Source organism: Persicitalea jodogahamensis, from assembly GCF_014651615.1.
Classification (GTDB): Bacteria; Bacteroidota; Bacteroidia; order Cytophagales; family Spirosomataceae; genus Persicitalea; species Persicitalea jodogahamensis.
Map to the genome: position 1 here is coordinate 261,335 of NZ_BMXF01000005.1, position 24,737 is coordinate 286,071.

At 50.6% G+C, this 24,737-nt stretch carries 20 protein-coding genes; 12 read left to right on the plus strand and 8 right to left on the minus strand.

The window, feature by feature from the left end; all coding sequences use genetic code 11:
• Positions 1 to 7: 7 nt before the first annotated feature.
• From IE117_RS22265 to IE117_RS22275, 3 genes are all read right to left on the minus strand, one after another.
• Positions 8 to 652 (minus strand): hypothetical protein, encoded by a 645-nt coding sequence (locus IE117_RS22265; protein ID WP_189567416.1) that lies wholly within the window; start codon positions 650 to 652, stop codon positions 8 to 10.
• Positions 653 to 749: 97 nt separating this feature from the next.
• Complete coding sequence (locus IE117_RS22270; protein WP_189567418.1) at positions 750 to 1,670, minus strand: helix-turn-helix domain-containing protein; 921 nt, start codon at positions 1,668 to 1,670, stop codon at positions 750 to 752.
• 101 nt (positions 1,671 to 1,771) lie between these two features.
• On the minus strand, positions 1,772 to 2,632 hold the full coding sequence (locus IE117_RS22275; protein WP_189567420.1) for an SDR family oxidoreductase: 861 nt from the start codon (positions 2,630 to 2,632) through the stop codon (positions 1,772 to 1,774).
• A gap of 206 nt (positions 2,633 to 2,838) precedes the next feature.
• Between IE117_RS22275 and IE117_RS22280 the strand changes: the two genes are divergently transcribed.
• The 9 genes from IE117_RS22280 (at position 2,839) to IE117_RS22320 (ending at position 14,859) form a co-directional block, all read left to right on the plus strand.
• The gene (locus IE117_RS22280; RefSeq protein WP_189567422.1) at positions 2,839 to 5,016 is read left to right on the plus strand and encodes a TonB-dependent receptor; all 2,178 of its coding nucleotides are present in this window, start codon (positions 2,839 to 2,841) and stop codon (positions 5,014 to 5,016) included.
• 108 nt (positions 5,017 to 5,124) lie between these two features.
• Positions 5,125 to 5,781: a hypothetical protein gene (locus IE117_RS22285; protein ID WP_189567424.1), complete on the plus strand. Its 657-nt coding sequence runs from the start codon at positions 5,125 to 5,127 to the stop codon at positions 5,779 to 5,781.
• 45 nt (positions 5,782 to 5,826) lie between these two features.
• Complete coding sequence (locus tag IE117_RS22290) at positions 5,827 to 7,275, plus strand: histidine kinase (protein WP_189567426.1); 1,449 nt, start codon at positions 5,827 to 5,829, stop codon at positions 7,273 to 7,275.
• Positions 7,272 to 8,075: a LytR/AlgR family response regulator transcription factor gene (locus tag IE117_RS22295; protein ID WP_189567428.1), complete on the plus strand. Its 804-nt coding sequence runs from the start codon at positions 7,272 to 7,274 to the stop codon at positions 8,073 to 8,075. The genes IE117_RS22290 and IE117_RS22295 overlap by 4 nt, the downstream gene beginning before the upstream one ends.
• 205 nt (positions 8,076 to 8,280) lie before the next feature.
• Positions 8,281 to 9,021 carry an undecaprenyl pyrophosphate synthase gene (gene uppS, locus IE117_RS22300; RefSeq protein WP_189567430.1) on the plus strand — a complete coding sequence of 247 codons (741 nt, stop codon included), beginning with the start codon at positions 8,281 to 8,283 and terminating at the stop codon, positions 9,019 to 9,021.
• A gap of 86 nt (positions 9,022 to 9,107) precedes the next feature.
• A complete protein-coding gene (gene bamA / locus IE117_RS22305) occupies positions 9,108 to 11,699 on the plus strand; it encodes an outer membrane protein assembly factor BamA (RefSeq protein WP_189567432.1) in 2,592 nt (863 codons plus the stop codon).
• Positions 11,700 to 11,748: 49 nt separating this feature from the next.
• Complete coding sequence (locus tag IE117_RS22310; RefSeq protein ID WP_189567433.1) at positions 11,749 to 12,312, plus strand: OmpH/Skp family outer membrane protein; 564 nt, start codon at positions 11,749 to 11,751, stop codon at positions 12,310 to 12,312.
• A 37-nt stretch (positions 12,313 to 12,349) separates the two neighbouring features.
• A complete protein-coding gene (locus tag IE117_RS22315) occupies positions 12,350 to 12,970 on the plus strand; it encodes an OmpH/Skp family outer membrane protein (protein WP_229581300.1) in 621 nt (206 codons plus the stop codon).
• Between the two features lie 233 nt (positions 12,971 to 13,203).
• Positions 13,204 to 14,859 (plus strand): hypothetical protein, encoded by a 1,656-nt coding sequence (locus IE117_RS22320; protein WP_229581303.1) that lies wholly within the window; start codon positions 13,204 to 13,206, stop codon positions 14,857 to 14,859.
• Positions 14,860 to 14,947: 88 nt separating this feature from the next.
• On the opposite strand, the gene IE117_RS22325 is transcribed toward IE117_RS22320, so the two are convergent.
• The 3 genes from IE117_RS22325 to IE117_RS22335 form a co-directional block, all read right to left on the minus strand.
• Positions 14,948 to 15,316, minus strand: a complete 369-nt coding sequence (locus tag IE117_RS22325; protein ID WP_189567435.1) for a four helix bundle protein — start codon at positions 15,314 to 15,316, stop codon at positions 14,948 to 14,950.
• 14 nt (positions 15,317 to 15,330) lie between these two features.
• Positions 15,331 to 16,122, minus strand: coding sequence for a lipoprotein signal peptidase (locus IE117_RS22330; RefSeq protein ID WP_189567437.1), 792 nt, complete (start codon positions 16,120 to 16,122; stop codon positions 15,331 to 15,333).
• 120 nt (positions 16,123 to 16,242) lie between these two features.
• A complete protein-coding gene (locus IE117_RS22335) occupies positions 16,243 to 17,445 on the minus strand; it encodes a proline dehydrogenase family protein (RefSeq protein ID WP_229581305.1) in 1,203 nt (400 codons plus the stop codon).
• A 247-nt stretch (positions 17,446 to 17,692) separates the two neighbouring features.
• On the opposite strand from IE117_RS22335, the gene IE117_RS22340 reads away from it, so the two are divergent.
• Positions 17,693 to 18,787: a chorismate mutase gene (locus tag IE117_RS22340; RefSeq protein ID WP_189567439.1), complete on the plus strand. Its 1,095-nt coding sequence runs from the start codon at positions 17,693 to 17,695 to the stop codon at positions 18,785 to 18,787.
• Between the two features lie 194 nt (positions 18,788 to 18,981).
• A complete protein-coding gene (locus IE117_RS22345) occupies positions 18,982 to 20,349 on the plus strand; it encodes a dipeptidase (protein ID WP_189567441.1) in 1,368 nt (455 codons plus the stop codon).
• 51 nt (positions 20,350 to 20,400) lie between these two features.
• Here IE117_RS22345 and IE117_RS22350 read toward each other — a convergent pair whose 3' ends face one another.
• Together IE117_RS22350 and IE117_RS22355 are read right to left on the minus strand one after the other, a co-directional pair.
• Positions 20,401 to 20,826, minus strand: a complete 426-nt coding sequence (locus IE117_RS22350; RefSeq protein ID WP_189567443.1) for a PIN domain-containing protein — start codon at positions 20,824 to 20,826, stop codon at positions 20,401 to 20,403.
• A complete protein-coding gene (locus tag IE117_RS22355) occupies positions 20,823 to 21,080 on the minus strand; it encodes a DUF6364 family protein (protein WP_189567445.1) in 258 nt (85 codons plus the stop codon). Before IE117_RS22355 ends, IE117_RS22350 begins: the two co-directional genes overlap by 4 nt.
• Before the next feature lie 211 nt (positions 21,081 to 21,291).
• On the opposite strand from IE117_RS22355, the gene IE117_RS22360 reads away from it, so the two are divergent.
• The gene (locus tag IE117_RS22360; protein WP_189567453.1) at positions 21,292 to 24,735 is read left to right on the plus strand and encodes a DUF7133 domain-containing protein; all 3,444 of its coding nucleotides are present in this window, start codon (positions 21,292 to 21,294) and stop codon (positions 24,733 to 24,735) included.
• Positions 24,736 to 24,737 lie beyond the last annotated feature (2 nt).

The following is a 24,737-nucleotide window of genomic DNA, read 5'->3' on the forward strand; positions in this document are numbered from 1 at the left end:
GGCATCGCTACCCAAAGTCCAATGTACTTCGGTACCCATCTGGTGTATCCCGGTGGTATTTCTCAAAACCATCGACGCCATTAAACCAGCACAAGGCTTCTTCCCGGTGTAGCATAGTTGTTTTTTGGGAAACAAAAGCATGGTAGGAAGAAAACTCCCAGGCTGTCATATCGCGGGTGAAGCCGTGGTGGATGGGATTGGCGTGGATGTAATGGATCAACTCCATATAATATTTTTCGGATGCCACGTGCTTACGCTTAAAATTGGGAATGAACAAACTGCCCTTGCGGCCCTGCTGCTTGTTGAAGGCCTGTGAGTAAGAACTGAATAAACTGGCAAATTGCCGGCTCACAAATTCGGTTTGAACAGATTGGCTAAATTCCTTCGGTTCCTTCGGAGTGTCGCGGCTCGTCAGAATCCGATGGTATGCATCAATCAGAGCCGCACTATCTTTTATTCTGACTAACACATGAAAGTGGTTTGGCATCAGGCAGTATGCGAATGTGTCGGCAATAGGATTAATGTAGAAACCGTACCGTTTTAAGAAAAAGCTGTAATTCTCCCGGCTAAGAAACAAGTCCTCATTTCCATTTGCGTGATTGAAAACGTGGTAAAAGTTACCAGGCAGGAGCGGGATCTCGTTGTTTTTCATCGGCTCAGATTCAAGTTTTTTCTTATAAGTCAATAAGTTAATCCCTCTTATCGATTAACTTCCCGAAAGTTTTGAACTTTCGGGAAGTTCTGGCTAATCAATTGAATGAACGCCGGAAGTCCAGAGGCGAAAAATTGGTTTTTGCCTTGAACAATCGACTGAACGACTGTGAATGTTCAAATCCGAGTTCATAGGCAATTTCGCTGATGGTTAGATCCGTAGTTGAGAGCCGCTCTTTGGCTTTTTCGATTAATCTGCCATGAATATGCTGTTGGGTACTTTGGCCCGTCAGTACTTTGAGCAAACTACTCAGATAATTAGGGGACACGTTTAAGCTTTCGGCGATGAATTGTACCGTCGGAATCCCCTTTTCAACCAAACTACGATTGTTGATATAATCGGTGAGAATGGTTTCCAGACGATCCAGAATTTGATGGTTGGTTATTTTTCGGGTGATGAATTGGCGCTGATAAAACCGCTCGGCGTACGAGAACAACAATTCCAGTTGCGCGATAATGATGGTCTGGCTGAACTTATCGATGTTGGCGTGGTACTCCTGCTCGATATTCTGCAAAATCTCTTTGATCGTCGTTTCCTCTTTTTCGGATAAAAACAAAGCTTCGTTCACCGAATAATCGAAGTACTCGTATTGCTTGATCGTTTTGGCCAAAGGCGTATTCCACAAAAAATCGGGATGAACGAGTAACAGCCACCCGGATGGTTCCGACGACGGGTGATCATCGGGGGTAAAGCGCAATACCTGGCCGGGAGCCGTGAAAGCCATACTACCTTCGTCAAAATCGTAGGGTTGCTGTCCGTACTTCATTTTGGCGTTGAAATGCTTTTTGACAGAAATAGCGTAGTAATCCTGCACCAGACTTATGGACTCAGTTTGTTGTCCGTACACAGTGTTCGCCAGATTGATCACGCTGATAAGCGGGTGTTCCGGACTGGGCATTTTTCGAAAACGATGGTACTCGCTGATCGTTTTGATCCTGTGTGGTTGGGTATTTTTCATGCTTTTGAAACCAGGGTACTCTGACTATTGTCCATTGAAGAGCCGATTGGTTGCGTGTTTTTCACCCGCCGTGGACTGGCCTTCAAACCAAGATCATTTTTTCACAACTTAAAAAGTACTTTCAAGCCTTCTACAAGTGAGGCGGGCTTTCGGCCCAGCGCGTTTTCCAGATCGGTACTTACGTCCGATTCCTGTCCGTTTTTGATGTCGGTGATAAAACCTGTAATTCGCTCGACCATGACATCTGGTAAACCACGACCTTTCAATTGCGCCTCGAAGTCGCTTTTCTCGGGCGAGGTATAATTTACCTCCTTCCCGGACAAATCAGCCAACGTAGCCGCCACATCGGTGAACGTATAGTCTTCACTGCCCGTAAATTTATAAACTCTGTTCCCGCAATCACCCGCCGCCAGTACATTGGCAATGCCTTCGCCCATTTCGCTGCGAAGCGCAAAGGGTACTTTTCCCTGGCCCGCGGGCAGATAAATACCTCGCTCAAACACTTTTTCTCCCACGAATTGCGGTAGGGTATCCATGTACAAGACGTTGCGAAAAATCGCGTAATCAAGGCCGCTCGCTTTAAGATAATCTTCGGTATCGAAATAACTATCCATCAACCGGTTCACCAAAGTACCTTTGTCTTTCAGCGTCCGGCTGGTAAAAGCCACGCACCTGACCCCGGCTTTTTTAGCGGCCTCCATCACATTTTTATGTTGCTGTAGACGATTCTCTTCGTCCGTTCCGGCGATCAGAAGTACTTTATCTATGCCCTGCATCGCCTGGTCGAGCGCGGCGAGGTCGTCGTAGTCGCCGATTCGGATATCTATACCCTTGCTTTTCAAATCCAGCGCTTTGTTTGCATCACGCACCAGCGCGGCAATCTGGCTGGCGGGTACTTTTTTGAGCAAATGGCGAATCACTTCTCCGCCCAGTTGTCCGGTGGCTCCTGTTATCAGTATCATGGTTTTGCATTTTGTTGGTGAGGACAAAGGTCTGATTACCTTCCTCTAAACCTGTAGCACGATCTCCTGACCTTGTAGCCGTTTCCGCTCACCCCCGCCCACTCCGACTTCATCCCCGAAATCCCTTACTTCGTCGGAAAATGCTAACCCAGACGCTACCAACAGGCTAGTTTTGGCCTACCAAGATCGTCCGAAATCTGTTAGCCATGAAAAATCTTTTACTTATTATCTTACTCCTGAGCAGCACGGCGCTCTCTGCCCAAACGCTCCTGAGCGGCCAGGTCACCGACCGTAAGGGCCACGCATTACCCGGTGCCAACGTGTTGTTGAAAGGTACTTATGATGGGGCCACCACCGATACACTCGGTAGGTTTTCCTTCAAGACCTTTGAAAAAGATTCCGCTACGCTGCTCGTCAGTTACGTGGGCTATGAACCGTTTGACCAAAAACTGATTTTGCGGGGCCAACCGCAGACTTTCACCGTAAAACTGGAAGAATCGGCCAGTGAGCTGAATACGGTCGTCATTACGGCGGGTTCATTCGAGGCCTCGGACGAGAAGCGCATGACCATGCTCAAGCCGCTCGACATCGTGACCACCGCCGGAGCCGGGGCTGACATCACGGCGGTGATGCAATTACTACCCGGAGCGCAGCGCGTCGGTGAGCAGAACGGCCTGTTTGTCCGCGGCGGTTCGGGGCAGGAAGCCAAGGTAGTTATCGACGGGATGATTGTGCAAAATCCATTTTTTAGCTCACTTCCCGACGTACAGCAACGCGGTCGGTTCAACCCGTTTATGTTCAAGGGTACGGCATTCAGCACCGGTGGCTACTCGGCGCAGTACGGGCAGGCGCTGTCGTCGGTACTTTTATTAAGTACGAGCGATAAGGCCTCCGACAATGGTCTGGGTGTGAGCCTGAACCTGGCGAGCGCGGGCCTGAATTACGATGTGGCCAATGAAAAGCAGTCGCTATCGGTGGTGGGTTATTACGGCAACCTCAGGCCGCTCTTCGCGTTGGTGAAGCAAAACGTCGAATGGACGCGTGAGCCGGAGTTCACAGGCTCGTCGCTGACCTATCGCCTGAAAACATCCAAAACCGGGCTTCTGAAAACCTACGGTATGTATTCCGACAGCCGCCTGGGCATGGTCACGCAGGCCCCGCTGGATAACGAAACCCGCACGGGCATCCGACTGCACAATCGCAACGCCTTTGCCACAAGTACTTTTACCGATAGTTGGGCAGAAGGCAAATGGCAGCTCAACAGCGGCTTTTCGTACAGCCACAACAGCGATGAAACTACCTTCGACGGCTCCAACTTTGGCGGCTCCGACGAGCGCATTCAGGGCCGGGCGGTACTGACGCGGCTCTTGTCCAAAAACAATACGTTTCTTTTTGGGACAGAAATTCACCGCATCAATTTAACTACGGCATACAACAATCAACGCTACGCGCTGCACGACAACTACGCCGCTGCCTTCGCCGAGGCGGAGATTTACGTGACCCGGAAACTAGCCGGACGTGTGGGTTTGCGAACGGAATATTCGTCAGCCATCAACCGCTCCAATCTCGCGCCGAGGCTCTCGTTTGCTTACAAAACGGGCGAGTACAGCCAGGTTTCGCTGGCGGCGGGGCAATTTTACCAAAATCCCGACTATCGCTATTTGTACATAAACTCTGGTCTGAACTTCGAACGTGCCGACCACCTCATCCTCAACTACCAACGCATCAAGAACAAGCGAACGTTTCGGATCGAGGGCTTTTACAAGAACTACGCCCAACTTGTGCGCGAGTTTACCGGCCAGCCTTTCGACGCCAACCCTTACCGCTTCCCCTGGGGACAAACTAACAACGGCGGCAACGGCTACGCACAGGGCTTCGACGTCTTCTGGCGCGATCAGAAGCTAATCAAGAATTTTGACTACTGGATCACATACAGCTACGTGGATACCGAGCGGCTTTTCCAGCAATTCGAACAATCCGCCACGCCGACGTTCGTCTCCAACCACAACGCCAGCCTGATCACCAAAAAGTGGTTTGAGAAAATCACCACGAGCGCAAACTTCACCTATTCCTACACGAGTGGCCGCCCTTACTATAATCCCAATCGTATTGGCGAACCGAACGACGGTTTCCTTACCGATCGCACGCCGCCCGTACATAATCTGAGTTTTTCGGCCAGCAAAATCATGATGATCAAGAATAACTTCACTGTGCTTTACCTGACGGTGGACAATATCCTCAACACCCGCAATGTCTTCACCTATCGCTACACGCCTGATGGCAAAACGCGCTACGCGGTCGGTCCGCAAAGCTACCGCAGCTTCTTTGTCGGAATGCAAATCATGCTCTCGAAGAAAGCAGTGGTAACGAAAAATGATATTTAATAAAGCTTCAAAGCGGCAAAGCGACAAAGTTGCCTTGCCCTACTATCCACTTTGTCGCTCCGCCGCTTCAAGAAAAACGTTTCACTTTCACCCAAACCCAATTCCAAAATGAAAAAGCTTCTGACAATCACTGTTGCCCTGTTTCTTTCTGTCAATTTCTTGTTTGCGCAGAGTGAGCAGTACACCGCCGCCATGACCGAGGCCCTCAAAGACTTTTCGGTTAGTGAAAATAAGGAACCCGTTCCGGCCGAGTGGCAGGCGCTGGCCAACCGCTTTGAGCGCATCGCCTCCGCTGAGCCGAAGGAATGGCTGCCGCGCTACTACGCTACTTATGCTTACTCGATGCTGGCATTTTTCGGTAAGAATGCCACCGAAAAAGACCAGATGGTCGATAAGGCCGAAGCACTTTTAAAAGAAGCCCTGGCCATCGAGGGCGAAAATTCCGAACTGATGCTGCTCGATGCTCAGGTTCACCAGGCCCGGATGCTGGTCGACCCGCAGTCGCGATATATGACGGAAGGGCCCAGGTTTGAGGAAAGCCTGCAAAAAGCTAAAACACTTAATCCCGATAATCCGCGAATCTACCTCATGCAGGGTAGTTCGCTGTACTACACGCCTGAGCAGTTTGGCGGTGGCAAAAAGGTCGCCAAGCCCGTTTTGGAAAAGGCAATGGAAAAATTTGCTACCTTCAAACCCGAAGGACCTTTGTACCCCAATTGGGGACACGGGCAAGCCGGATATATGCTGGGCGAGGCGAGTAAATAAATAAAAGAGCCAGCAAAGTTGCCGGAGCCGAGGCCGGGAAAAAATATGGAAAAACAGCAAATCATCGAGGAGCTGCGCAGCGGCAAGCCCGTCCCGATAAGGATGCGGGCTTCGTCGCTGCGCGGTTTTGATTTCAGCGGCATGGACCTGACCGATGCCGATCTGAGTTTTTCGAATCTTACTGACGCCAACTTCAACGATGCCAAGCTGCGCGGCGCGCGCATCAGGGCCTCCAACCTTTCGCGCGCTTCGTTTCGTGACGCCGACCTGACCAATGTCGATTTCAGCTTCAGTAACCTGACCGATACCGACCTGACCGATGCCAAACTGGACGGTGTCAACCTGAGCTTCTCTAACAAGAACAGTTCGTTTCAGTGGGGCGATATGAGCCTGGTGGCCCTCATTCAAAGCCAAAGCTGGCTGGGTATGGCGGTTGCGATGCTGTTTGGGGCTATTTTCGTATATGGAGTGAGCGGGATTGTTTATTTCACCAACCTGATCACTACGGCCTCCGATCCTCTGGTGATGCAGTTGAACCAGTTTGTGGTGGTCAATAATCTTTTGACCGGTATTCTGACCATTTTTTTTACCAACCGGACTATTGTCTGGCTGGACCGCCTTCAAATTGCCGTATGGAAGCGGCACCTGCTTCTATCCTTTCTGATCACGCTGGCATACATTGCCTTCACTACCACCCTTTACTGCTTTTGGGCTCAGGAAATTATTAACCAATTGATTTTACGGAACAGCCTGGATGCGGCAGGAGGAACGGCTCCCTGGTACTTTTACACTCTTGGACCGATCGGCCTTGCCAACCTCTTCTATTACCTTAGCCGGCAGGGGCAGCAGCTTTCTCGCAAGATTTCAGAACAGGAGTACCAGCTTTTGAGTCTTGAAAAATTAAAAACCCGCGCCGAACTGAGCGCTTTGCAGGCCCGGATCAACCCGCATTTTCTTTACAACTCCCTCAATAGCATCGCCAGTCTGGTACACGGCGACCCTGACAAGGCCGAGGAAATGACCGTCCTACTTTCCAAACTTTTTCGATACACGACGGGTCGAAGTAATGATGACTACTACGACACTATTAACAGTGAGCTGGAAATGGTGCGGACATACCTGCAAATTGAGCAGGTACGCTTCGGCGACCGCCTGAAATTTGAGGTACAGGTGGAAGATCCGGCTTTGTCCAAGCTCACGATACCGAAGTTTCTGCTGCAACCTATCGTCGAAAATGCCGTGAAGCACGGCATTAGCAAACTACCCGAAGCAGGCTGCATCCGGGTGCATATTTTTGAAAAAGATGATTGGCTGTACCTTTGCGTGCAGGACAACGGCCCGGCATTCGGCGAAAACCTGTCGTCGGGATACGGCTTGCGGAGCATTCAGGAAAAACTGAAACTCCTCTACCAAGACGATGCTTCGGTAGAGATGCGCAATGAGCCGGACAAGCATGTCGCCCTAAAAATTAAAACAAATCGGCTTACGGCATGAATCTTCCCCTACGCACCATCACCATCGACGACGAGCAACTCGCTCTCAACCGCCTGAAACGGTTGCTGAGCGACTATGCCGATGTGTTCGACATCATCGCCGAAGGCCACAACGGCGCTGAAGGACTGGATCTGATCGAGAAACACAAACCCGACCTTGTTTTCCTCGATATCGAAATGCCGCTGCTCAATGGTTTCGAGATGCTGGCCAAAGTCAGCACGATGCCGATGGTTGTGTTTGCTACGGCTTACGACCAGTACGCCATCCGCGCATTCGAGGAGAATTCGGTCGATTACCTGTTGAAACCCATTGAAAACGAACGTCTGCAGAAGACGATCGAAAAGATAAAGTCGCGGGTCGAAGTAAAGAAGACGCCACAAACCGACGTTTCGGCACCAGAAGATACCAGAGAACATTATACCCAAAACCTGCTGCGTCTTTTGGAAAGAATGCAGCCCAGACAGGAAATGCACGCACTTTCGGTCAAGTCCGGCGAACGCATCCTGCTCATCCCGCTGACCGAAGTTTCTCACTTTGAGGCAGAGGACAAGTATGTTTTTCTTAATACGCTCGATGGACACCAGTACCTGGTCAGCCATACGCTGACCAGTCTGGAAGAAAAACTTCCGGTTCATTTTCTGCGTGTGAGTCGCTCGGCCATTCTCAATACGCACCAGATCAATGAAATTCAGCGTTATTTCAACGGCAAGTACATGATCGTCATGCGCGACCGCAAAGCGTCCTCCCTGCAAAGCGGCTCTACCTACGGCGACGCCATCCGCCAGCTACTCAGTATCTGACACGATACGTTCCCCAAGCGATTGATTTTGAAGCCGTCAGACTTATGACTAACTTGCGCCCCGATTTGCCAGAGCGGGAGGGGGGTAATGGCTTAATAGGTAAATATTTAAGTTGTTTTTTACCCTTATTTTCAGAATAAGCGTTTCGGCTGTGCCACATGGCTACCACAATTTTGTTAAAAAAAGTTAAACTCGGGTCTGCGGAATGAAGGAACTCATCGACTTGAGCAATCTGCCCAAACACATCGCCGTTATCATGGACGGTAATGGCCGTTGGGCCAAAAATCAGGGCGCGGCCCGCATTTTTGGCCACCGGAGCGCGATTAAGGCGGTACGGGAAGTGACCGAAGGCTGCGCCGAACTGGGTGTCGGATATTTGACCCTTTATGCTTTTTCAACCGAAAACTGGGGGCGTCCGCAGATAGAAGTGCAAGCGCTCATGGAACTGCTCGTGCAGACGATCCGCGACGAACTGCCTACTTTACAGAAAAACAACGTGCGTCTCGATTCGATCGGCGACTTGAATAGTTTACCCGAACGCTGCCGCCGTCAATTGGCCGAAGCCATCGAGCAAACCCGCCAAAACGACGGTCTGAACCTGATTCTGGCCCTCGGATACAGCGGCAAATGGGATATCGTGCAGGCTACCAGGCAACTTGCCCAGGAAATAAAATCGGGGGCATTACAACCCGAAGACATCACTGAGGGTCTGTTAAACGACCGACTGGCCACCAAAGGTCGCCCTGATGTAGATTTAATGCTGCGTACGGGGGGCGATCACCGGATCAGCAACTTCCTTCTGTGGCAATTGGCCTACGCCGAATTGTACATTTACGACGAAGTGTATTGGCCTGATTTCCGTAAGGCGCATCTCTACGAAGGTATTCTGTCGTACCAGAAAAGAGAACGGCGGTTTGGCAAGACCAGCGAGCAGGTCAATAGTTGACAACGAACAAGCAAGAATGCTCGCAATCAGTCAGCCATACTGTTACAATAGGCACAAGCACACAAGTTCAGCTAATGAAAAATTATATGAAGAAATTTACCGGAATACACGCTTCCTTACACGTATTGATGCTGATGCTGGCTTGCTCGCTAACCAGCCATGCGCAGCGCATTGGCGTGGGAGGAGGTATACCCGCCAAGCCTGCAGTCGAAAATCAAGCCCCCGCGCTGGATTATGCCGATCCTAAGGAGTACGAAATTATGGACGTGACCGTATCGGGAACCCAATTTCTGGACCCCAACAGCATGGTTTCCATATCTGGATTGCAAAAGGGCGACAAGGTTCGGGTGCCGGGTCCGGCGATTTCCTCTTCCATCAAAAGGATGATGGACTTCGGTACGCTTGACGATGTCGAAATTCTGTACACCAAAATAGAAGAAGGCAAAATCTGGCTCAATATCAATATCAAGGAGCGCCCCCGGCTATATAAAGTGACTTTTTCCGGCTTACGCAAAGGCGAAAAGGAGACTTTGAACGACAAGGTGAAGCTCATCAAAGGCCGCGTTATCACGCCGACGGTCATCAAGAACACCCAGTTGCTCATCAAAAAGCACTTCATGGACAAGGGCTTTTACAATATCACCGTAAAGGCTCTTCAAATTCCCGACACGACGCGCGGCCAGGCAACGCTTAACTTCACCGTCGATAAAGGCAAGAAAGTAAAGATTGAAGAAATCGAAATCATCGGCAACGAGGCCATCAGCGACGCTACCCTGAAAAAGAAACTAAAAAAGACCAAAGAGAAAAAACTCTGGCACCTGTTCACCCCCTCAAAGTACATACCCAAGCTCTACGACGAGGACAAGGAAAAGCTTATCGCTTACTACCGCAAAAACGGCTACCGCGACGCGACCATCGAGTACGACAGCATTCAGGGCCAGGGCGGCGAGACGATCAACATTGTGATGAAGATCGACGAGGGGCCGAAGTACTACTACCGCAATATAGAATTCACGGGTAACTACCTTCGTAAAACCGATTTTCTGAAAAAAATTCTGGGCATCAATAAAGGGGATGTTTACAACCCGGAAGAACTGGAAAAGAAGATCAACGGTATTCCCGGGGCGGACGTCAGCTCAGCCTACATGGACGACGGATATCTATATTTCCGCGCGACGCCCGTCGAAGTATCCGTGGTGGGCGACTCGATCGACATTGAAATACGAATTAGTGAGGGCAAGCAGGCTACCATCAACCGCATTATTCTGAACGGCAATACCAAGACCAGCGACCGTGTGGTGCTACGCGAGTTGTTCACGTTGCCGGGGCAAAAATTCAGCAAGACCGAGTTGATCAACACCAACCGCCAACTGGCGCAGATGGGGTACTTCGATCCCGAGAAAATCGGTATCAACCCTATCCCTAATCAGGCTGACGGCACGGTGGACATTGAATACACCGTAGAGGAAAAACCTTCTGATCAGATCGAGCTCTCTGGTGGTTGGGGCGGCTACATTGGCTTTGTAGGTACTTTGGGACTTGTTTTCAATAACTTCTCGCTGCGCAATATTCCTAACCGATCCACCTGGCGGCCACTGCCTTCGGGCGACGGACAGAAGCTTTCGGTGCGCTTCCAGGCCAACGGACGGCAGTTCCAGACGTACTCGCTGTCGTTCAGCGAACCCTGGCTGGGTGGCAAAAAGCCCATCAACTTCGGCGTGGCCCTGACCCGTACCGTTTACCGGATTTCGGATGTTTCTCAGCTTTATAGCCGCAACCCCGTGTCGCCCGGCAAGCAAACTTTCCTGGGCTCATACTACAACAATGGCATCACGTTCTCGCTGGGTCGTCGTTTGAAAGTACCTGATCGCTTCCTGGTACTGACCCATTCGCTTTCCCTGCAGCAATACCGCCTGGATAGTCTGGACTTTTTCCGCATTGGCTACAGCAATGGTAAGTCATACAACGTGACGTTCAATACGACATTATCGCGCAACACCCTGAGTGATAACCAGTATCCGCGCTCGGGTTCGTCGCTCTCATTGGCGGCTACCTTCACTCCGCCCTATTCTGCTTTCCGGAAATCGGATTTCAGCGATGCGCAGGATAGGTTCAAACTGGTCGAGTACCATAAGTGGATGTTCGATGCCAGTTGGTACGCCACCATCACGGGTAAGCTCGTCGTGAGCGCCCGCGCCCACATGGGCTTCCTGGGTAGTTACGGCGACCGGGTGGGCATGAGTCCGTTTGGTCGCTTCATCGTGGGTGGTTCCGGTTTGGCCGGGCAGGGCTCTTTCGCCCTGGCCGACCAGGACATCATTGGTTTACGTGGCTACGGCGATCGTAAGGTGGGGCCACTCGATCAGAACGAACAATTACTCGGCGGCGGCGGCGTGGTCTATAATAAGTTCGTAACGGAAATACGTTACCCGGTTTCGCTCAATCCGCAGGCGACTATCTTCCTGCTGGGCTTCGCGGAAGGGGGCAACAACTGGGGTAGTTACCGCGAATTTAACCCCTTCGACATTAAACGTTCCGTCGGTGGCGGTGCCCGTATTTTTATGCCGGCCTTTGGCTTACTGGGCATCGACTGGGGCTACGGATTCGACAAGATTCAGGGTAAGAGTGTGCGCAGCGGCGGTCAATTCCACTTCACGATCGGGCAGCAGATCCGGTAATAAAGACATGACCCTTTCGTTATAAAGTGCAAAAAAACAGCACCTTCGCATGAAGAAGATCGTATTTTTATTACTTTTGTCGTCCGTTTCGTCGCTGGGGGTTCAGGCTCAGAAGTTTGGCTATGTTGATATGGAATATATCACCAGCAAAATGCCTGAGTACCAGAAAGCCCAAAGCGAGATGAATCAGTTCTCGGAACGCTGGGCCAAGGAGATTCAGGAAAAAGGCGCCGAGATTGATCGTTTGCAGCGCGCATACATGGCTGAAGAGGTACTTTTAACCGACGAGCTTAAACGCAAGCGGCAAAATGAAATCAGAGAGAAGGAATTGGAAGCTCGTGAGTACAACAATAAGGTCTTTGGCGTGGACGGCATGATGTTTCAGAAGAAAAAAGAATTACTGAAGCCCGTCATGGAACGCGTACAGAGATCGGTCGAAAAGGTTTGTTCCCAACGGCGGCTCGATTTCCTCTTTGATAAGTCCAGCGATTTTGTAATGGTCTATACCAATCCCAAGCACGATTACACGGACTACGTCATGGAGGATTTGGGCATCGATACCAAACCCGTGGCTGCATCGGGTACTGCGCCCGCTTCCAAGACTAACAACTAAAACAGTACAACCAAAAAACCTAAATAAACACGAACCAATGAAAAAACAGTTGATTACTCTGATGATGCTTTTTGCCGTGGCCTGCACGCCCCTCTTTGCGCAGACTACCGCTTCAGCACCACGTACCAAGATAGGTTATACCAACGTCGATTTCATTCTGGGCCAACTCCCCGAAGCTAAAAAAATCGAGAACGAACTTTCTATCACGAAGGCTCAGCTTGATAAAGCCCTACAAGACAAGTACAAGGAGTTCCAGGAGAAACTTGATAATTATAATAAGAACGCATCCGGTATGGCCGATGTAATTCGTGCCGATAAGGAGAAAGAATTGCAGGGATTGCAAACCTCAATTCAGGAATTACAGCGTAACTCCGAGAATTCTCTACAGACCAAGTACCAGCAGCTGATCGAGCCCGTATTGTTAAAAATCAACAATGCCATTAAGGCTGTAGGTGAGGCTAATAACTACCTGTACATCCTGAATTCGGATGCTGGCCAGAACACTACGCCTATTCTGCTCTTTGTTGGTTCGGAAGAAAACAACGTGTCTGACCTGGTCTTTAAAGAGCTGGGTGTTGATCCTGCCAAAGTAGCTCCGGAAACGCCGACGGCACCATCTACCGCCCCGAAGGCTGGAACTACCCCTCCTAAGAAATAAGGAAAACATCTTTTCTGTAAAAAAGCGAAGCGCCTGATGCTTCGCTTTTTTTTTGGCTAAAATCGTTAAACTGCCACAGACTGAATGCAGGCTGGACAAAACTCCGTCGTTCTAAAAGTCGCATTCCATACGGGATTCGCTATTTTTGCGTTTAAAACAAAGATTTTTTCCAAAAAATTGGTTTCAGAGGTATGGTTCTTTTCCTGATACCTGTCCAATAATCATATTGATAAATGAAAGCACAACATACTGAAAATCAGACCGTAAAAACTGATGTATTCTCCTCACTTCATGCTTCATTCTCCAATTTAGTTAGCTTATTGTTAATTGCTGTTCTTGGAATAATTACAAACCACGTATTTGCCCAGGATAACACAACTGAAACGTCCACTCTTCAAATCATTCTGCCTACCGAACCTGGCTGGAATGTTTTGGAAGAAGGTAAAGAATTCGCCTTCAAGCTAAAATCGCAGGGCGGCAAATCCGACACGGTCTATTTCTCAATTGCGGAAGGGAGGCAAAAAGATATGATTTTCGATTCATTGGGTCGATTCGTGTGGACGCCTTCGTATGACATGGCCGACCGCATCAACACGTTGCGTTCGTTGCCCGTGGTCTTTGAGGCGACCAATACCGCCGGGGAGAGCGTTACCAAGCAGATCGCGTTTAAGATTGTTCATGTCAACCGCCCACCGGAAGTGGACGAACTACGGCCATTTTACGTGCAATACAAAACTCAGAACACTTACCAAATAGATATGAATGCCGTCCGTGATCCCGATAGTGACCCGACGGTGATAGTCCCTGCGGCGGAGCAGATGCCCGAAGGGATGAAGATTTCGGCGAGCGGGGAGGTCACTTGGAATCCTTCACAGACGCAGTTCAACTTTCTGGGTAAAGGTGCCCGGTACATCGAATTTTACGTTGAAGACCAGCCTGCCAAAGCCCGCACCAAAGGCCGCATCAAGCTGGAAATCACACAAACAGATTTACCTCCAGAAATCACGGTGGTGCCAAACGTCAGTAGGGTAAAGTACAAAGAGAATACGACCATTAACATCAAGTTTTTCCTTTCCGACCCTAACGGCGACGACGACCTCTCGACATTCTCCTTCGTCTCTGACAACCGCAACATTTCTCAAAACAATACGATTGTCAAAAATGCCCCAACCTCGTACGAGTTCATCTGGACGCCTAGTTACGACTTCGTACAAGACCCTTTCGATTCGCTGGCTTTCGACATAACATTTTATGTACTGGACAAAGCGCGCAATCGTGCCGAACGTAAAATTCATTTCAATATAGAAAACACCATTAATGAAGCTGAGCGTGACGCCTACAACTATGCCCTTTATCGCAGTGGCCTTGTCAACGCCTGGGGCTTGCTGGAACAGATGAAAGAGAAGGAAGAGGAATTGAAAAAAGGCTACCGCCGTGCCAAAAAGGGCAAGAAAAATCGCTCGGTGGTAAATGCGTCGCTCGGTGCCACCACAGGTCTCGCCCCGGTTATCGCAGGGCCTAAAAAGCCCAGCCTGAAAACGGGCATTACCACTGTGGGTGGAACTACGGTGATGACCATCGGGACCCTGGAAGCCACGGAAGTCATCGGTCGCTCGACGAAAGACCTGTTGGACCGCTTTAACTACGTAATGGAGAAAAAGAGCGAGCTACAGAACAAAGGCGATATTTTTGCCCGCGAGTATTCGCTCAAATCAGCCCGCCGCACCAACGATTTCATCCGTAAGCTAGACGAATTCCGCGCCCTGATGAATCTGAAAGGATTGGTGGCCCTCGAACTGGACGCTAACTGGGAAAATAAAAAGGAGGCTACTGACAAAGCGTTGAAGCGCGCTTTCAAAGACTTTTCGCCTCTGGAGTCGACGCAGTAGTTATTGAGCCACAAAGCGACAGAGCGACAGAGCGACAAAGTTGAGCTGCGAGGCGATGATACATAACATAAAAGTTAAAGACTTTTGCTTACTCTTTGGCTTTAAGTTTTTGGATGAAGCTGGACATCATTCTTTCCACCTCCCGGCTCTGTTCGTGCAAGATATCGAACCTGTCTCTTTGCAAGTAGTTTAAGTTGACAGCAATTTCAAGCTGGGTCTGTAATTCGTAAAGTGAACCGAAGGCTATTTGTAAAAAACGCAAATAGTCTCCGGTACTCCTCCGACCGAAACCTTCGGCTATGTTGCTGGGTACGGAGATAGCACATCGTCGAATCTGAGATGTTAAGGAAAATCGCTCCGAATCTGGAAACGCGGAGGTTGACTTGTAGACCGCTGTTACCAACAACATGGATTTTTGCCAAATCAACAAATCACGAAACGTTCTTACCTCCGCCATAGTATCGATTTTGATTAACCCTGTGGCTTTGAACTCTCGTCCTGTGGCTTCACGACTTCATCTTGCGGCTCACTAACCTCAGTCTCATCACTCAAAAACGTCGTCTCTTCATTATTTGACAGTTCCGCATCTGAAAATTCCACTTTGTCGCTTTGTCGCTTTGTCGCTTTGTTGCTTTCATAGTCTGTCACTTCTACCTCTTCCTCGACTTCATACTCATGGCTATGCTTGAAGAAGGAGCTCTGGAAGATCAGGATCGTACACACACCTACGAAGATGCAGGCATCGGCGAAGTTAAAAATGGGGGTAGAATAGTACTGCCCTCCCCAGACAGGTACCCAATCGGGCACGAACCCTTCCCAGAAATCAACGAAAACCATGTCGATCACTTGCCCGTGAAACCAGGGCGTGGGGGAACCATAGGGCGCATTTCCCAGCAGAACGCCGTAAAAAGTGCTGTCGATTACATTGCCCACTGCTCCTGCCAGAATCATTGCCAGCGCCCACAACAGGCCCGATGCCGCACCGCGCCGCGCCAGATTGATCAGGTACCAGGCTATAGCCCCCATTGCGACGAGGCGAAAGAGCGTCAGGAATAGCTTGCCATACTCATGCCCCAGTTCCATGCCGAAGGCCATACCCGGATTGAGGACGTAATGCAGCTTCATCCAATCGCCAATCAGCGCGATCTGCCCCGAAAAACCCGGATCCATGTACTTATGCACCAACATCTTGCTTGTCTGGTCGATGGCAATAAGCAACACACTGAAAAGAATGTATTTGGTGGGGTTCTTGGGTTGAATCATTATCAAAAAATTTACGGAAGATCTGACACGCCTATCGACGCAAATCCCTAATGCGGCGATCAGGCATGAATCAAAAGGCAAAAATAGTCCTTTTTCCGGGCCTTACATAACTCCTTGTTGTTACATGGCCCCCAGACCGCGACGCTTCATTTCGCGCTTTACCAGCAAAAATTCCCGGCTGCTTTGTCCGGCGATGGATTTATTCTCCTCAGCCCGGCGAAAGAGATAGGGCATCACCGAATCGATGGGGCCGTAAGGCACGTACTTGGCGACATTGTAGCCCAGATTGGCCAAATTGTAAGACAGGTTATCGCTCATACCCAATAACTGCGCGAACCACACGCGCGGATCGCCTGATTTGAGACCGAGTTTCTGCATTTTACAGGCGCAATGCAGGCAGCTATCCTCATTGTGGGTGCCCAGGCAAAACTCAATATTCTCGATATGTTCCAGCGAAAAATCGACGGCGGCATCGTAGTCGCGGTCAGTATCGGCTTTGGTGGCCTGAATCGGATTACGGTAGTTGTTCTCCCGTGCGCGAATCCGCTCTTTTTCCATGTAGGCACCACGTACCAGCTTTCCACCCAATATGTAATTGTTCTCCCGTGCCCGCAGGTAAGCAGTTTTGTAAGCTTCCAGTACTTCGTGCCGATAAAGTTGGTAAGTATTGAAGACAATGGCCTGACGGCTGTTGTATCGCGCCATCATAGTATAGGCCAGGTCGTCGATCACTTCCTGAATCCAACTCTCTTCGCCATCAAAAAATATTCGTACGGAACGCAGGTGCGCCTGGCTGCACAGTCGCTCGACCCGATCTACCACGCGCGCATAAGCCTGAGTGTCGGCCGGGGTTAAATCGGCTTTCTTTTGCACTTTTTCAAGAAGCTCATTGGGTGCGATTCCTGATACCTTGAACACCGTGAATGGAATATCTTTTGAGGTGGCCGCCCGGTCGATCGTACGGAGTAATTCGGCGGTAGTTTCTTCAAAAACGGCCTCCTCGTCTTCACCTTCTATGGAATAATCCAAAATGGTGCCGATGCCAGAGTCGCTTAGTTGGCGGATCGTACTTTCGCATTCGCGGATCGTTTCTCCACCACAAAACTGTTCATAAATCGTACTGCGAATAAGCTTTTTTACGGGTAAATGTAGTCTTAAAGCAAGTTTTATAAAAAAAGTACCTAAATTTACAAGTCCTGCCCGGTTCATCATAGCAAAAAGCCAATAGGTTTTGCGTAGTTGATGATTGGATTTGGCCGCAAAAGCCACGGATGTATCTTCAAATACAGCAGGTGAAATAGCGGGTTGGGTTATTGGGGGCATTATAATTAGATCGTTGGGTTAAATTCGTATTCTTCGCTATTCTAAACGAAAAGAAACGGGTTCTATTTTTAAGGTAGAAAAGCAAATAAGGTAAAGAAAGCCAGTATGATTTTTTTTAGAACCATACGAATAATTGACTTCCCAGCAATTGTTTGGGCAACAAAGGTACATAAAGCACTTCAATACCCTATTTCATACAGATTTCATTAGTACATTTTTTATTTTTCATAAGGTTAAGTAGTTGAATATGAATGCTTCGTTAGACATCCTGCCACTGAGTAGCTGGATCAATACCGACGGTAAGCCTCTGGTGATTGCCGGGCCGTGCAGCGCCGAAACTGAGGAACAAATGGTGGAGTCCGCCGTCCAGATTAAGAACGAAGGCTACGCACACGTCATTCGTGCGGGGGTCTGGAAGCCGCGTACCCGCCCCGGCTCGTTCGAGGGCATGGGCGAAGCTGCCCTGCCCTGGCTACAGACGGTTAAGAAGGAAACCGGAATGCCCGTGGCCATCGAAGTGGCTAATCCCAACCACATCGAACTGGCGCTGAAGTACGGCGTGGATATTTTGTGGGTGGGTGCCCGTACTACGGTGAATCCCTTCAACGTGCAGGAACTGGCTGACGCCCTGAAAGGTGTAGACGTTCCGCTCCTGGTGAAAAATCCCGTAAACCCGGACCTGCAACTCTGGATCGGCGCATTGGAGCGTTTCAACCGGGCGGGCGTAAAAAAGCTGGGCGCCATTCACCGTGGATTTTCCAACGCGCAGGAAAACAAGTTCCGCAACTCCCCAATGTGGCCGATTGCCATTGAGTTGAAGACGCTTTTCCCACAACTACCCATCATTGGCGACCCCAGTCACATGGCGGGTAAGCGTGCCTTGCTGTTTGAACTGACGCAGCGCGCGATGGACCTGAACTACGATGGTCTTATCATTGAGTCGCACCGCGATCCCGATAAGGCCTGGTCCGACGCAGCGCAGCAACTGACGCCGGTAGCTCTGGGCGAAATGCTCCATGAACTACACGTGCGTAAGAAGTCGTACGGCGACGAGTACCAGACCCAATTGGAAATCATTCGGGAAAAACTCGATCACCTCGACCGTGAACTGCTCGAAACGCTAGCCGCCCGGATGTCACTGGTCGAGAAAATTGCCGAGTACAAGCGCGACAACAACGTGTCGGCTTACCAGGTGGACCGCTTCCGCGAAATCCTGAACACTCGCGCCGAGTGGGGCAACAGCCTGAACCTGTTCCCTAATCTGGTGGACGAACTCTTCAAACTCGTTCACATGGAGTCTATCCGCAAGCAAACAGAGGTAATGAACCAGGTAAGCGCATAATAGCGCCCCTCTGTATTCACAATAAATGAAAGAGGTCACCTGAATGGTGACCTCTTTTGCTTTTCAACAGATTTGATCAATTTGGGACAGCCATCGTAATCTGTTAGTTTTGGGCACTCCATAGTTTTTCACGGAAACAGCCTCACTCATCAACCCAATCGTTATTCATTACTCATCATTGACACGGTTTCACTATGCAAAAGTACCTAACCGATAATAAAGATCGCTTCCTGAACGAACTCCTCGACCTACTGCGTATCCCTTCCGTCAGCGCCGATTCAAAGTTTAAAGAAGACACCCGCCGCGCCGCCGAATTTGTGCGCCAAAGCATCGAAGACGCCGGAGCTGACTGGGTCAAGATTTTTGAAACGCCAGGTCATCCGATCGTGTACGGTGAAAAAATCGTGAACCCTGCCGCCCCGACGGTGTTGATTTATGGTCATTATGATGTGCAGCCTGCCGATCCGTATGAACTCTGGGATTCCCCACCCTTTGAACCCGTTATCAAGAACGAGCGGATTTATGCCCGCGGAGCCTGTGACGATAAAGGGCAGTTTTATATGCATATCAAGGCACTTGAAATGATGATCTCCACCAAGTCGCTGCCCTGCAATGTCAAGATTATGATTGAAGGAGAGGAAGAAGTCGGCTCCGATCATCTTGGCGAATTTGTAAAAGCCCACCGTGACATGCTGGCTTGCGACACCATCCTGATATCCGACACCAGTATTATCGCCAACGACGTACCTTCCATTGAAGTGGGTCTGCGCGGGCTTACGTATCTGGAAGTGGAAGTAATCGGTGCCAACCGTGACCTGCATTCGGGCGTCTACGGCGGCGCAGTCGCCAATCCCATCAATGTACTTTGCGAAATGATCGCCTCGCTGCACGATGAAAACGGCCACATTACCATTCCAGGCTTTTACGACAACGTGGAGGAGCTCACTGCCGACGAACGTACGGCTATGAACGAGGCCCCCTTTGATTTGGAGGAATACAAGCAAGATTTGCTGATTGAGGACGTAAAAGGCGAAGCGGGCTACACCACTATTGAGCGTACTTCCATCCGCCCTACGCTGGATGTAAATGGTATTTGGGGGGGCTACATCGGCGAAGGAGCCAAAACGGTACTACCTTCCAAAGCTTACGCCAAGATCTCGATGCGCCTGGTTCCTAATCAAACCGACAAAGAAATTGAGGAGAAATTCACGAAGCATTTCTTGTCCATTGCCCCACCTTCCGTGAAGGTCAGCGTGAAGCCCCACCATGGCGGCCTGCCCTACGTGAACCCCACCGATTCAATAGAATACGAAGCAGCCTCGCTGGCCATGGAAGAATCCTTCGGCAAGAAACCTATCCCCACACGCGGTGGTGGCAGCATTCCTATCGTGGCACTTTTCGAGCAGGAACTGGGCCGCAAAAGTATCCTGATGGGTTTCGGTCTGGACATCGACGCCCTGCACTCACCAAATGAAAGTTACGGGCTATTCAACTACTACAAAGGCATCGAGACGATTCCGCTGTTCTTTAAGCACTATGCGGCGTTGAAGAAGGAGGAGTGAGGGTCAGGAAGTATTAGAATTCTGGTTAGCAATAAGGGTTCTAATACTTTCTTAAAATAATTTAACCATCTGAGCGGGCGTAACGACAGGTAGCGCCTTGGTATCCTGCGCTGCAAAATCCCGTAAATTTCCTGTCACAAAATAATCCAGGCGTTCGCCATGCATTGCTAGTTCATACTGGAAAGCATCTTCCAAGTCTCTCATGGGTCGCTGACACGCCTTTTCATAAGGAGTATTATCTGCAGGCATGACTTTCAAAATCGAGAGTACCTCTTGCACGGCTTTTCGTAGTTTCGCGCCTTTCCTTCCTGATTTTTCCAGTACATATGCCAGGGTGTAAACTGACCCCGCTGAAATGTACGCAGAGAGTTTTCCGGTTTCTGCGGCTTCGATAATAGTGGTAGCTTCGTTGGCGAAGGTGTCCTGCCGATCCAGGAGCCAATCCAGCACCACGTTTGTATCAAGGAATATTTTCATATTCCGTACTTTTCCTTATACATCATGGCCTTGATTTCTTTATCGGTCTTTTTTGACAAAGTCGATTTGGCAATTCCCCGCAGTTTTAGGGCTGTTGTCATTTTCGGAGATTTTAGGCTCATTTTTTTGGGTTGGGTAGAGGCCAAAAAATTCTCGATCATGTCAGATAAAGACTGCCGATTGCGCTTAGCAACGACTTTGGCGTGATTCACCACCGACTCTTCGATGGTGAGAGTGAGCTTCACTTTGGACATAAGGCACGTGTGAAATTTTAATTTCAGCAAAGATACGTGTTTTCGACTCAAAATGGAAATACCTAACAAGCTGTGCAAATAGTACGGGCTAATTCGCCTTCCAAAATAAGTTTTCAAGTAAAAACTACCCCACCTCACCTTTTCTCCTACAAACAAATTCTCCAAGAACGACCTTATACAAACACCCAATACCACCAAGCCACCAACCATCATGAATTTCAAGAGACTCTACCGATCGCCGCGCGCGCTCTATATCCTGGCGGCGGGCATCGTCATCATTTCCTGCGCCAAGCTGGCCCCGATGGGTACGTCCGCTTTGGGTACTTCGGTTCCCGTGCCGGCGGAGCCGCTGGAAGTCGTGAAGGAAGACGGCAGCACGGCCCGAATCCGCGCGAAAGAAATCAAGGAAAGCGTCGCCATCGAGTTGGCCGACGGCCTCCAAGTAGATCTTTGGGCCTCCGATTCGCTGGCCCCCGATCCAATCGCGATGTCTATCGACGATAAAGGGCGGGTGTACCTGACGCGCACCAACCGCCAAAAAAATTCCGAGTTTGACATCCGGGGCCACCGCAACTGGATGACGCCTTCCATCGGGCTGCAATCGGTGGAAGACCGCCGGGCATTTCTGCGTGAAACCTTCGATCCGGCCAAAAGCAAGGAGAACGAATGGCTTAAAGACCTCAACGAGGACGGCTCGCACGACTGGCGCGACCTCGCCGTAGAAAAAGATGAGGTATGGCGACTGGAAGACACCGATAATGATGGCATCGCCGACGTTTCGACGCGTATCCTGAGTGATTTCTTTGAAGAAATTTCTGACGTAGCCGGAGCACTGCTGGTGCGGGCCAAAGATGTGTTCGTAGGTATTGCGCCCGATATGTGGCGATTGACGGATACCAATAACGATGGGATTTTGGATCAAAAAACCTCGATTGCCCACGGTTTCGGAGTACATATCGGCTTTGGTGGTCATGGCATGTCTGGCGCAGTGGAGGGGCCGGACGGTCGTATCTACTGGGGCATTGGTGATATTGGAGCCAATCTCACCGACGTGAAAGGTAATAAGTACCGCTACCCCAACGAAGGCGTCATCGTTCGCGCTAATCCGGACGGTACTGATTTTGAAGTATTTGCTTCAGGGCTGCGCAATACGCACGAGTTTGTATTCGACGAGTACGGCAACCTGATCAGCTCCGACAACGATGGCGACCATCCCGGCGAAAGTGAGCGGCTGGTGTACATCGTAGATGGCTCCGATGCGGGTTGGCGCTCCAACTGGCAGTATGGCAAGTACACCGACCCCAAGAACAACGATTACAAAGTCTGGATGGACGAGCAAATGTTCAAACCACGGCAGGAAGGGCAGGCCGCCTACTTTATTCCTCCAATCCAGAATTTTCACAACGGCCCCACGGGCATGGTGTACAATCCCGGTACCGCGCTGGGATCAGACTGGAAGAATAAGTTTTTTCTGGTGGAATTCCGGGGTAACCCCGCCAACTCGCCGATCTGGTCGTTTGGCCTAAAACCTTCGGGAGCGTCGTTCGTACTGGATGGCGAGCAGAAAGTTTTCAGTGGCATCCTGCCGACGGGCATCCGCTTCGGTCCCGATGGTGCACTGTACGTAGCCGACTGGCTCAACGGCTGGGACACCAAGAACACCGGGCGCGTGTGGCGGCTGGACGTGACCGACAATAAGAATGACATGAAAGCCCTGCGCCAGGAAACCCAACGGCTCATGCTGCTCGATTACGCCGCCCAGAACGACGCGGCCTTGCTGGGTTACCTGGCTAATCCTGATATGCGCATCCGTCAGAAGGCTCAGTTTGAACTCGCCATGCGCGGCAAGAAAGGAGCGGCGGTTTTTGAAAAAGCTTTGGCGCAAAAAGACAACCAACTTGCCCGCGTTCACGCCGTGTGGGGGCTGGGGCAACTGGCACGAGCGGATAAATCTGCCGCCACTCCATTATTGGCCCTATTAAAAGACAATGATCCTGAAATTGTGACGCAAGCCGCCAAAGTACTTGGCGATGCGGCCATCGCCGAGGCTGGCCCGCTTCTGGTTCCCTTGCTGGCGAGTACCAGTCCGCGCGTGCAATTTTTCGGGGCGCAGGCTTTGGGTCGCGTCGATTACAAGGCATCGGTACCCGCTTTGCTGAAAATGATTGAAGCCAATCAGGATAAAGACCTGTACCTGCGCCACGCTGCTGTAATGGCTCTTACACGGCTCGGACAGCGGGAACCTATCATTGCTCTGGCCGATAGTCCAGACAAATCACTTCGGCTGGCGGCGGTACTGGTGCTGCGTCGCTGGAGCGACGAGAACGTCCGCCGCTTCCTGAACGACAAGGACGAGTACATCGTGGCCGAAGCCGCGCGGGCTATCAATGACGACATGTCGATTCCCGGCGCACTGCCTGACCTGGCGGCAACCCTGAGCAACACGCGCTTTAAGTCGGAGCCGCTGCTACGCCGGGCCATTAACGCCAATCTGCGCGTGGGTGGCGATGCGCAACTGCAGGCGCTACTGGATTTTGCTAAAAGAAAAGAGGTGGATAAAGAACTCCGAACCGAGGCTCTCGCGGCTCTCGGCACTTGGGCCAGCCCATCGGTGCTGGACCGGGTAGATGGCCGCTACCGGGGCGTCATAAAGCGTGACCCTGTAGCTACGCGGGCCAAAGTGGAACCGAGCATTGCGGCTTTGCTGCAGGATGCTCAGCCGGAGATTTTGGTAGCTACCGCCGATATGATGGGGAATTTGGGCGTAACAGCCTATGATCCCAAATTGGTCGAGCTATTGGGCAAAAGCAGCTCGCCCGACGTGCGGGCGGCGATGCTGACGGCTCTGGGTACTTTGAAGTACAAAAACATGGAATCCGTTATCAAACAGGGCATGAGCGACGCCGACGAGAACGTTCGCGCCCGGGCTTTGAGCATGATGGATGGCTCGACATTGTCGTCCGCCGCCCTGGCAGATGTGGTGAATACTATTTTTGAAAAAGGCTCTGTAAAAGAACAGCAGCAAATGCTGCGGACGCTGAGTACGATCCCTGCCGCCAAAACGGAGCCGATTCTGGACAAGCTTGTTACGCGAATGGAAAACAAAGAGCTTTCGCCCAACATCAGCCTGGAACTAACCGAAGCCGTTGATTCCACTAAGTCTGAAAGGTTGCGGTCGCGCCTGGCGTCTTCCAAGCCCAAAGGCGAAGGCGTGGCTAATTTTATGGATGCCCTCACGGGTGGCGATGCCCAACAGGGCCGCCGGTACTTTGCCACCAACTCCACCGGGCAATGCGTTCGATGCCACGCCATCAATGGCCGGGGCGGGGAGGTTGGCCCGTCGCTGACGCACATTGGCAGCACGCTTTCCCGCGAGAAACTTCTGGAAGCGCTCGTGGAACCCAGTGCACGATTGTCGCCAGGTTTTGGTACGGTAATGCTTACGCTGAAAGATGGGCAGATGGTGACCGGAATTTTGTCCGAGGAAAGCCCGCAGGAACTGATTCTGAAAACTTCCGAAGCCGAGCCGTTGAAAGTACCCGTAGCCCGTATCGCCAAGCGCGAGAATTTGCCGTCCAGCATGCCGCCGATGGGATACATCATGTCGAAGCGGGAAATCCGGGACATGGTGGAGTTTTTGGCCAGTTTGAAATAGAA

Bases quoted from the DNA above. Each gene is read 5' to 3' on its own strand.
- IE117_RS22265 (WP_189567416.1), bottom strand. From the start codon at position 652: ATGAAAAACAACGAGATCCCGCTCCTGCCTGGTAACTTTTACCACGTT.
- IE117_RS22270 (WP_189567418.1), bottom strand. From the start codon at position 1,670: ATGAAAAATACCCAACCACACAGGATCAAAACGATCAGCGAGTACCAT.
- IE117_RS22275 (WP_189567420.1), bottom strand. From the start codon at position 2,632: ATGATACTGATAACAGGAGCCACCGGACAACTGGGCGGAGAAGTGATT.
- IE117_RS22280 (WP_189567422.1), top strand. From the start codon at position 2,839: ATGAAAAATCTTTTACTTATTATCTTACTCCTGAGCAGCACGGCGCTC.
- IE117_RS22285 (WP_189567424.1), top strand. From the start codon at position 5,125: ATGAAAAAGCTTCTGACAATCACTGTTGCCCTGTTTCTTTCTGTCAAT.
- IE117_RS22290 (WP_189567426.1), top strand. From the start codon at position 5,827: ATGGAAAAACAGCAAATCATCGAGGAGCTGCGCAGCGGCAAGCCCGTC.
- IE117_RS22295 (WP_189567428.1), top strand. From the start codon at position 7,272: ATGAATCTTCCCCTACGCACCATCACCATCGACGACGAGCAACTCGCT.
- uppS (WP_189567430.1), top strand. From the start codon at position 8,281: ATGAAGGAACTCATCGACTTGAGCAATCTGCCCAAACACATCGCCGTT.
- bamA (WP_189567432.1), top strand. From the start codon at position 9,108: ATGAAGAAATTTACCGGAATACACGCTTCCTTACACGTATTGATGCTG.
- IE117_RS22310 (WP_189567433.1), top strand. From the start codon at position 11,749: ATGAAGAAGATCGTATTTTTATTACTTTTGTCGTCCGTTTCGTCGCTG.
- IE117_RS22315 (WP_229581300.1), top strand. From the start codon at position 12,350: ATGAAAAAACAGTTGATTACTCTGATGATGCTTTTTGCCGTGGCCTGC.
- IE117_RS22320 (WP_229581303.1), top strand. From the start codon at position 13,204: ATGAAAGCACAACATACTGAAAATCAGACCGTAAAAACTGATGTATTC.
- IE117_RS22325 (WP_189567435.1), bottom strand. From the start codon at position 15,316: ATGGCGGAGGTAAGAACGTTTCGTGATTTGTTGATTTGGCAAAAATCC.
- IE117_RS22330 (WP_189567437.1), bottom strand. From the start codon at position 16,122: ATGATTCAACCCAAGAACCCCACCAAATACATTCTTTTCAGTGTGTTG.
- IE117_RS22335 (WP_229581305.1), bottom strand. From the start codon at position 17,445: ATGCCCCCAATAACCCAACCCGCTATTTCACCTGCTGTATTTGAAGAT.
- IE117_RS22340 (WP_189567439.1), top strand. From the start codon at position 17,693: ATGAATGCTTCGTTAGACATCCTGCCACTGAGTAGCTGGATCAATACC.
- IE117_RS22345 (WP_189567441.1), top strand. From the start codon at position 18,982: ATGCAAAAGTACCTAACCGATAATAAAGATCGCTTCCTGAACGAACTC.
- IE117_RS22350 (WP_189567443.1), bottom strand. From the start codon at position 20,826: ATGAAAATATTCCTTGATACAAACGTGGTGCTGGATTGGCTCCTGGAT.
- IE117_RS22355 (WP_189567445.1), bottom strand. From the start codon at position 21,080: ATGTCCAAAGTGAAGCTCACTCTCACCATCGAAGAGTCGGTGGTGAAT.
- IE117_RS22360 (WP_189567453.1), top strand. From the start codon at position 21,292: ATGAATTTCAAGAGACTCTACCGATCGCCGCGCGCGCTCTATATCCTG.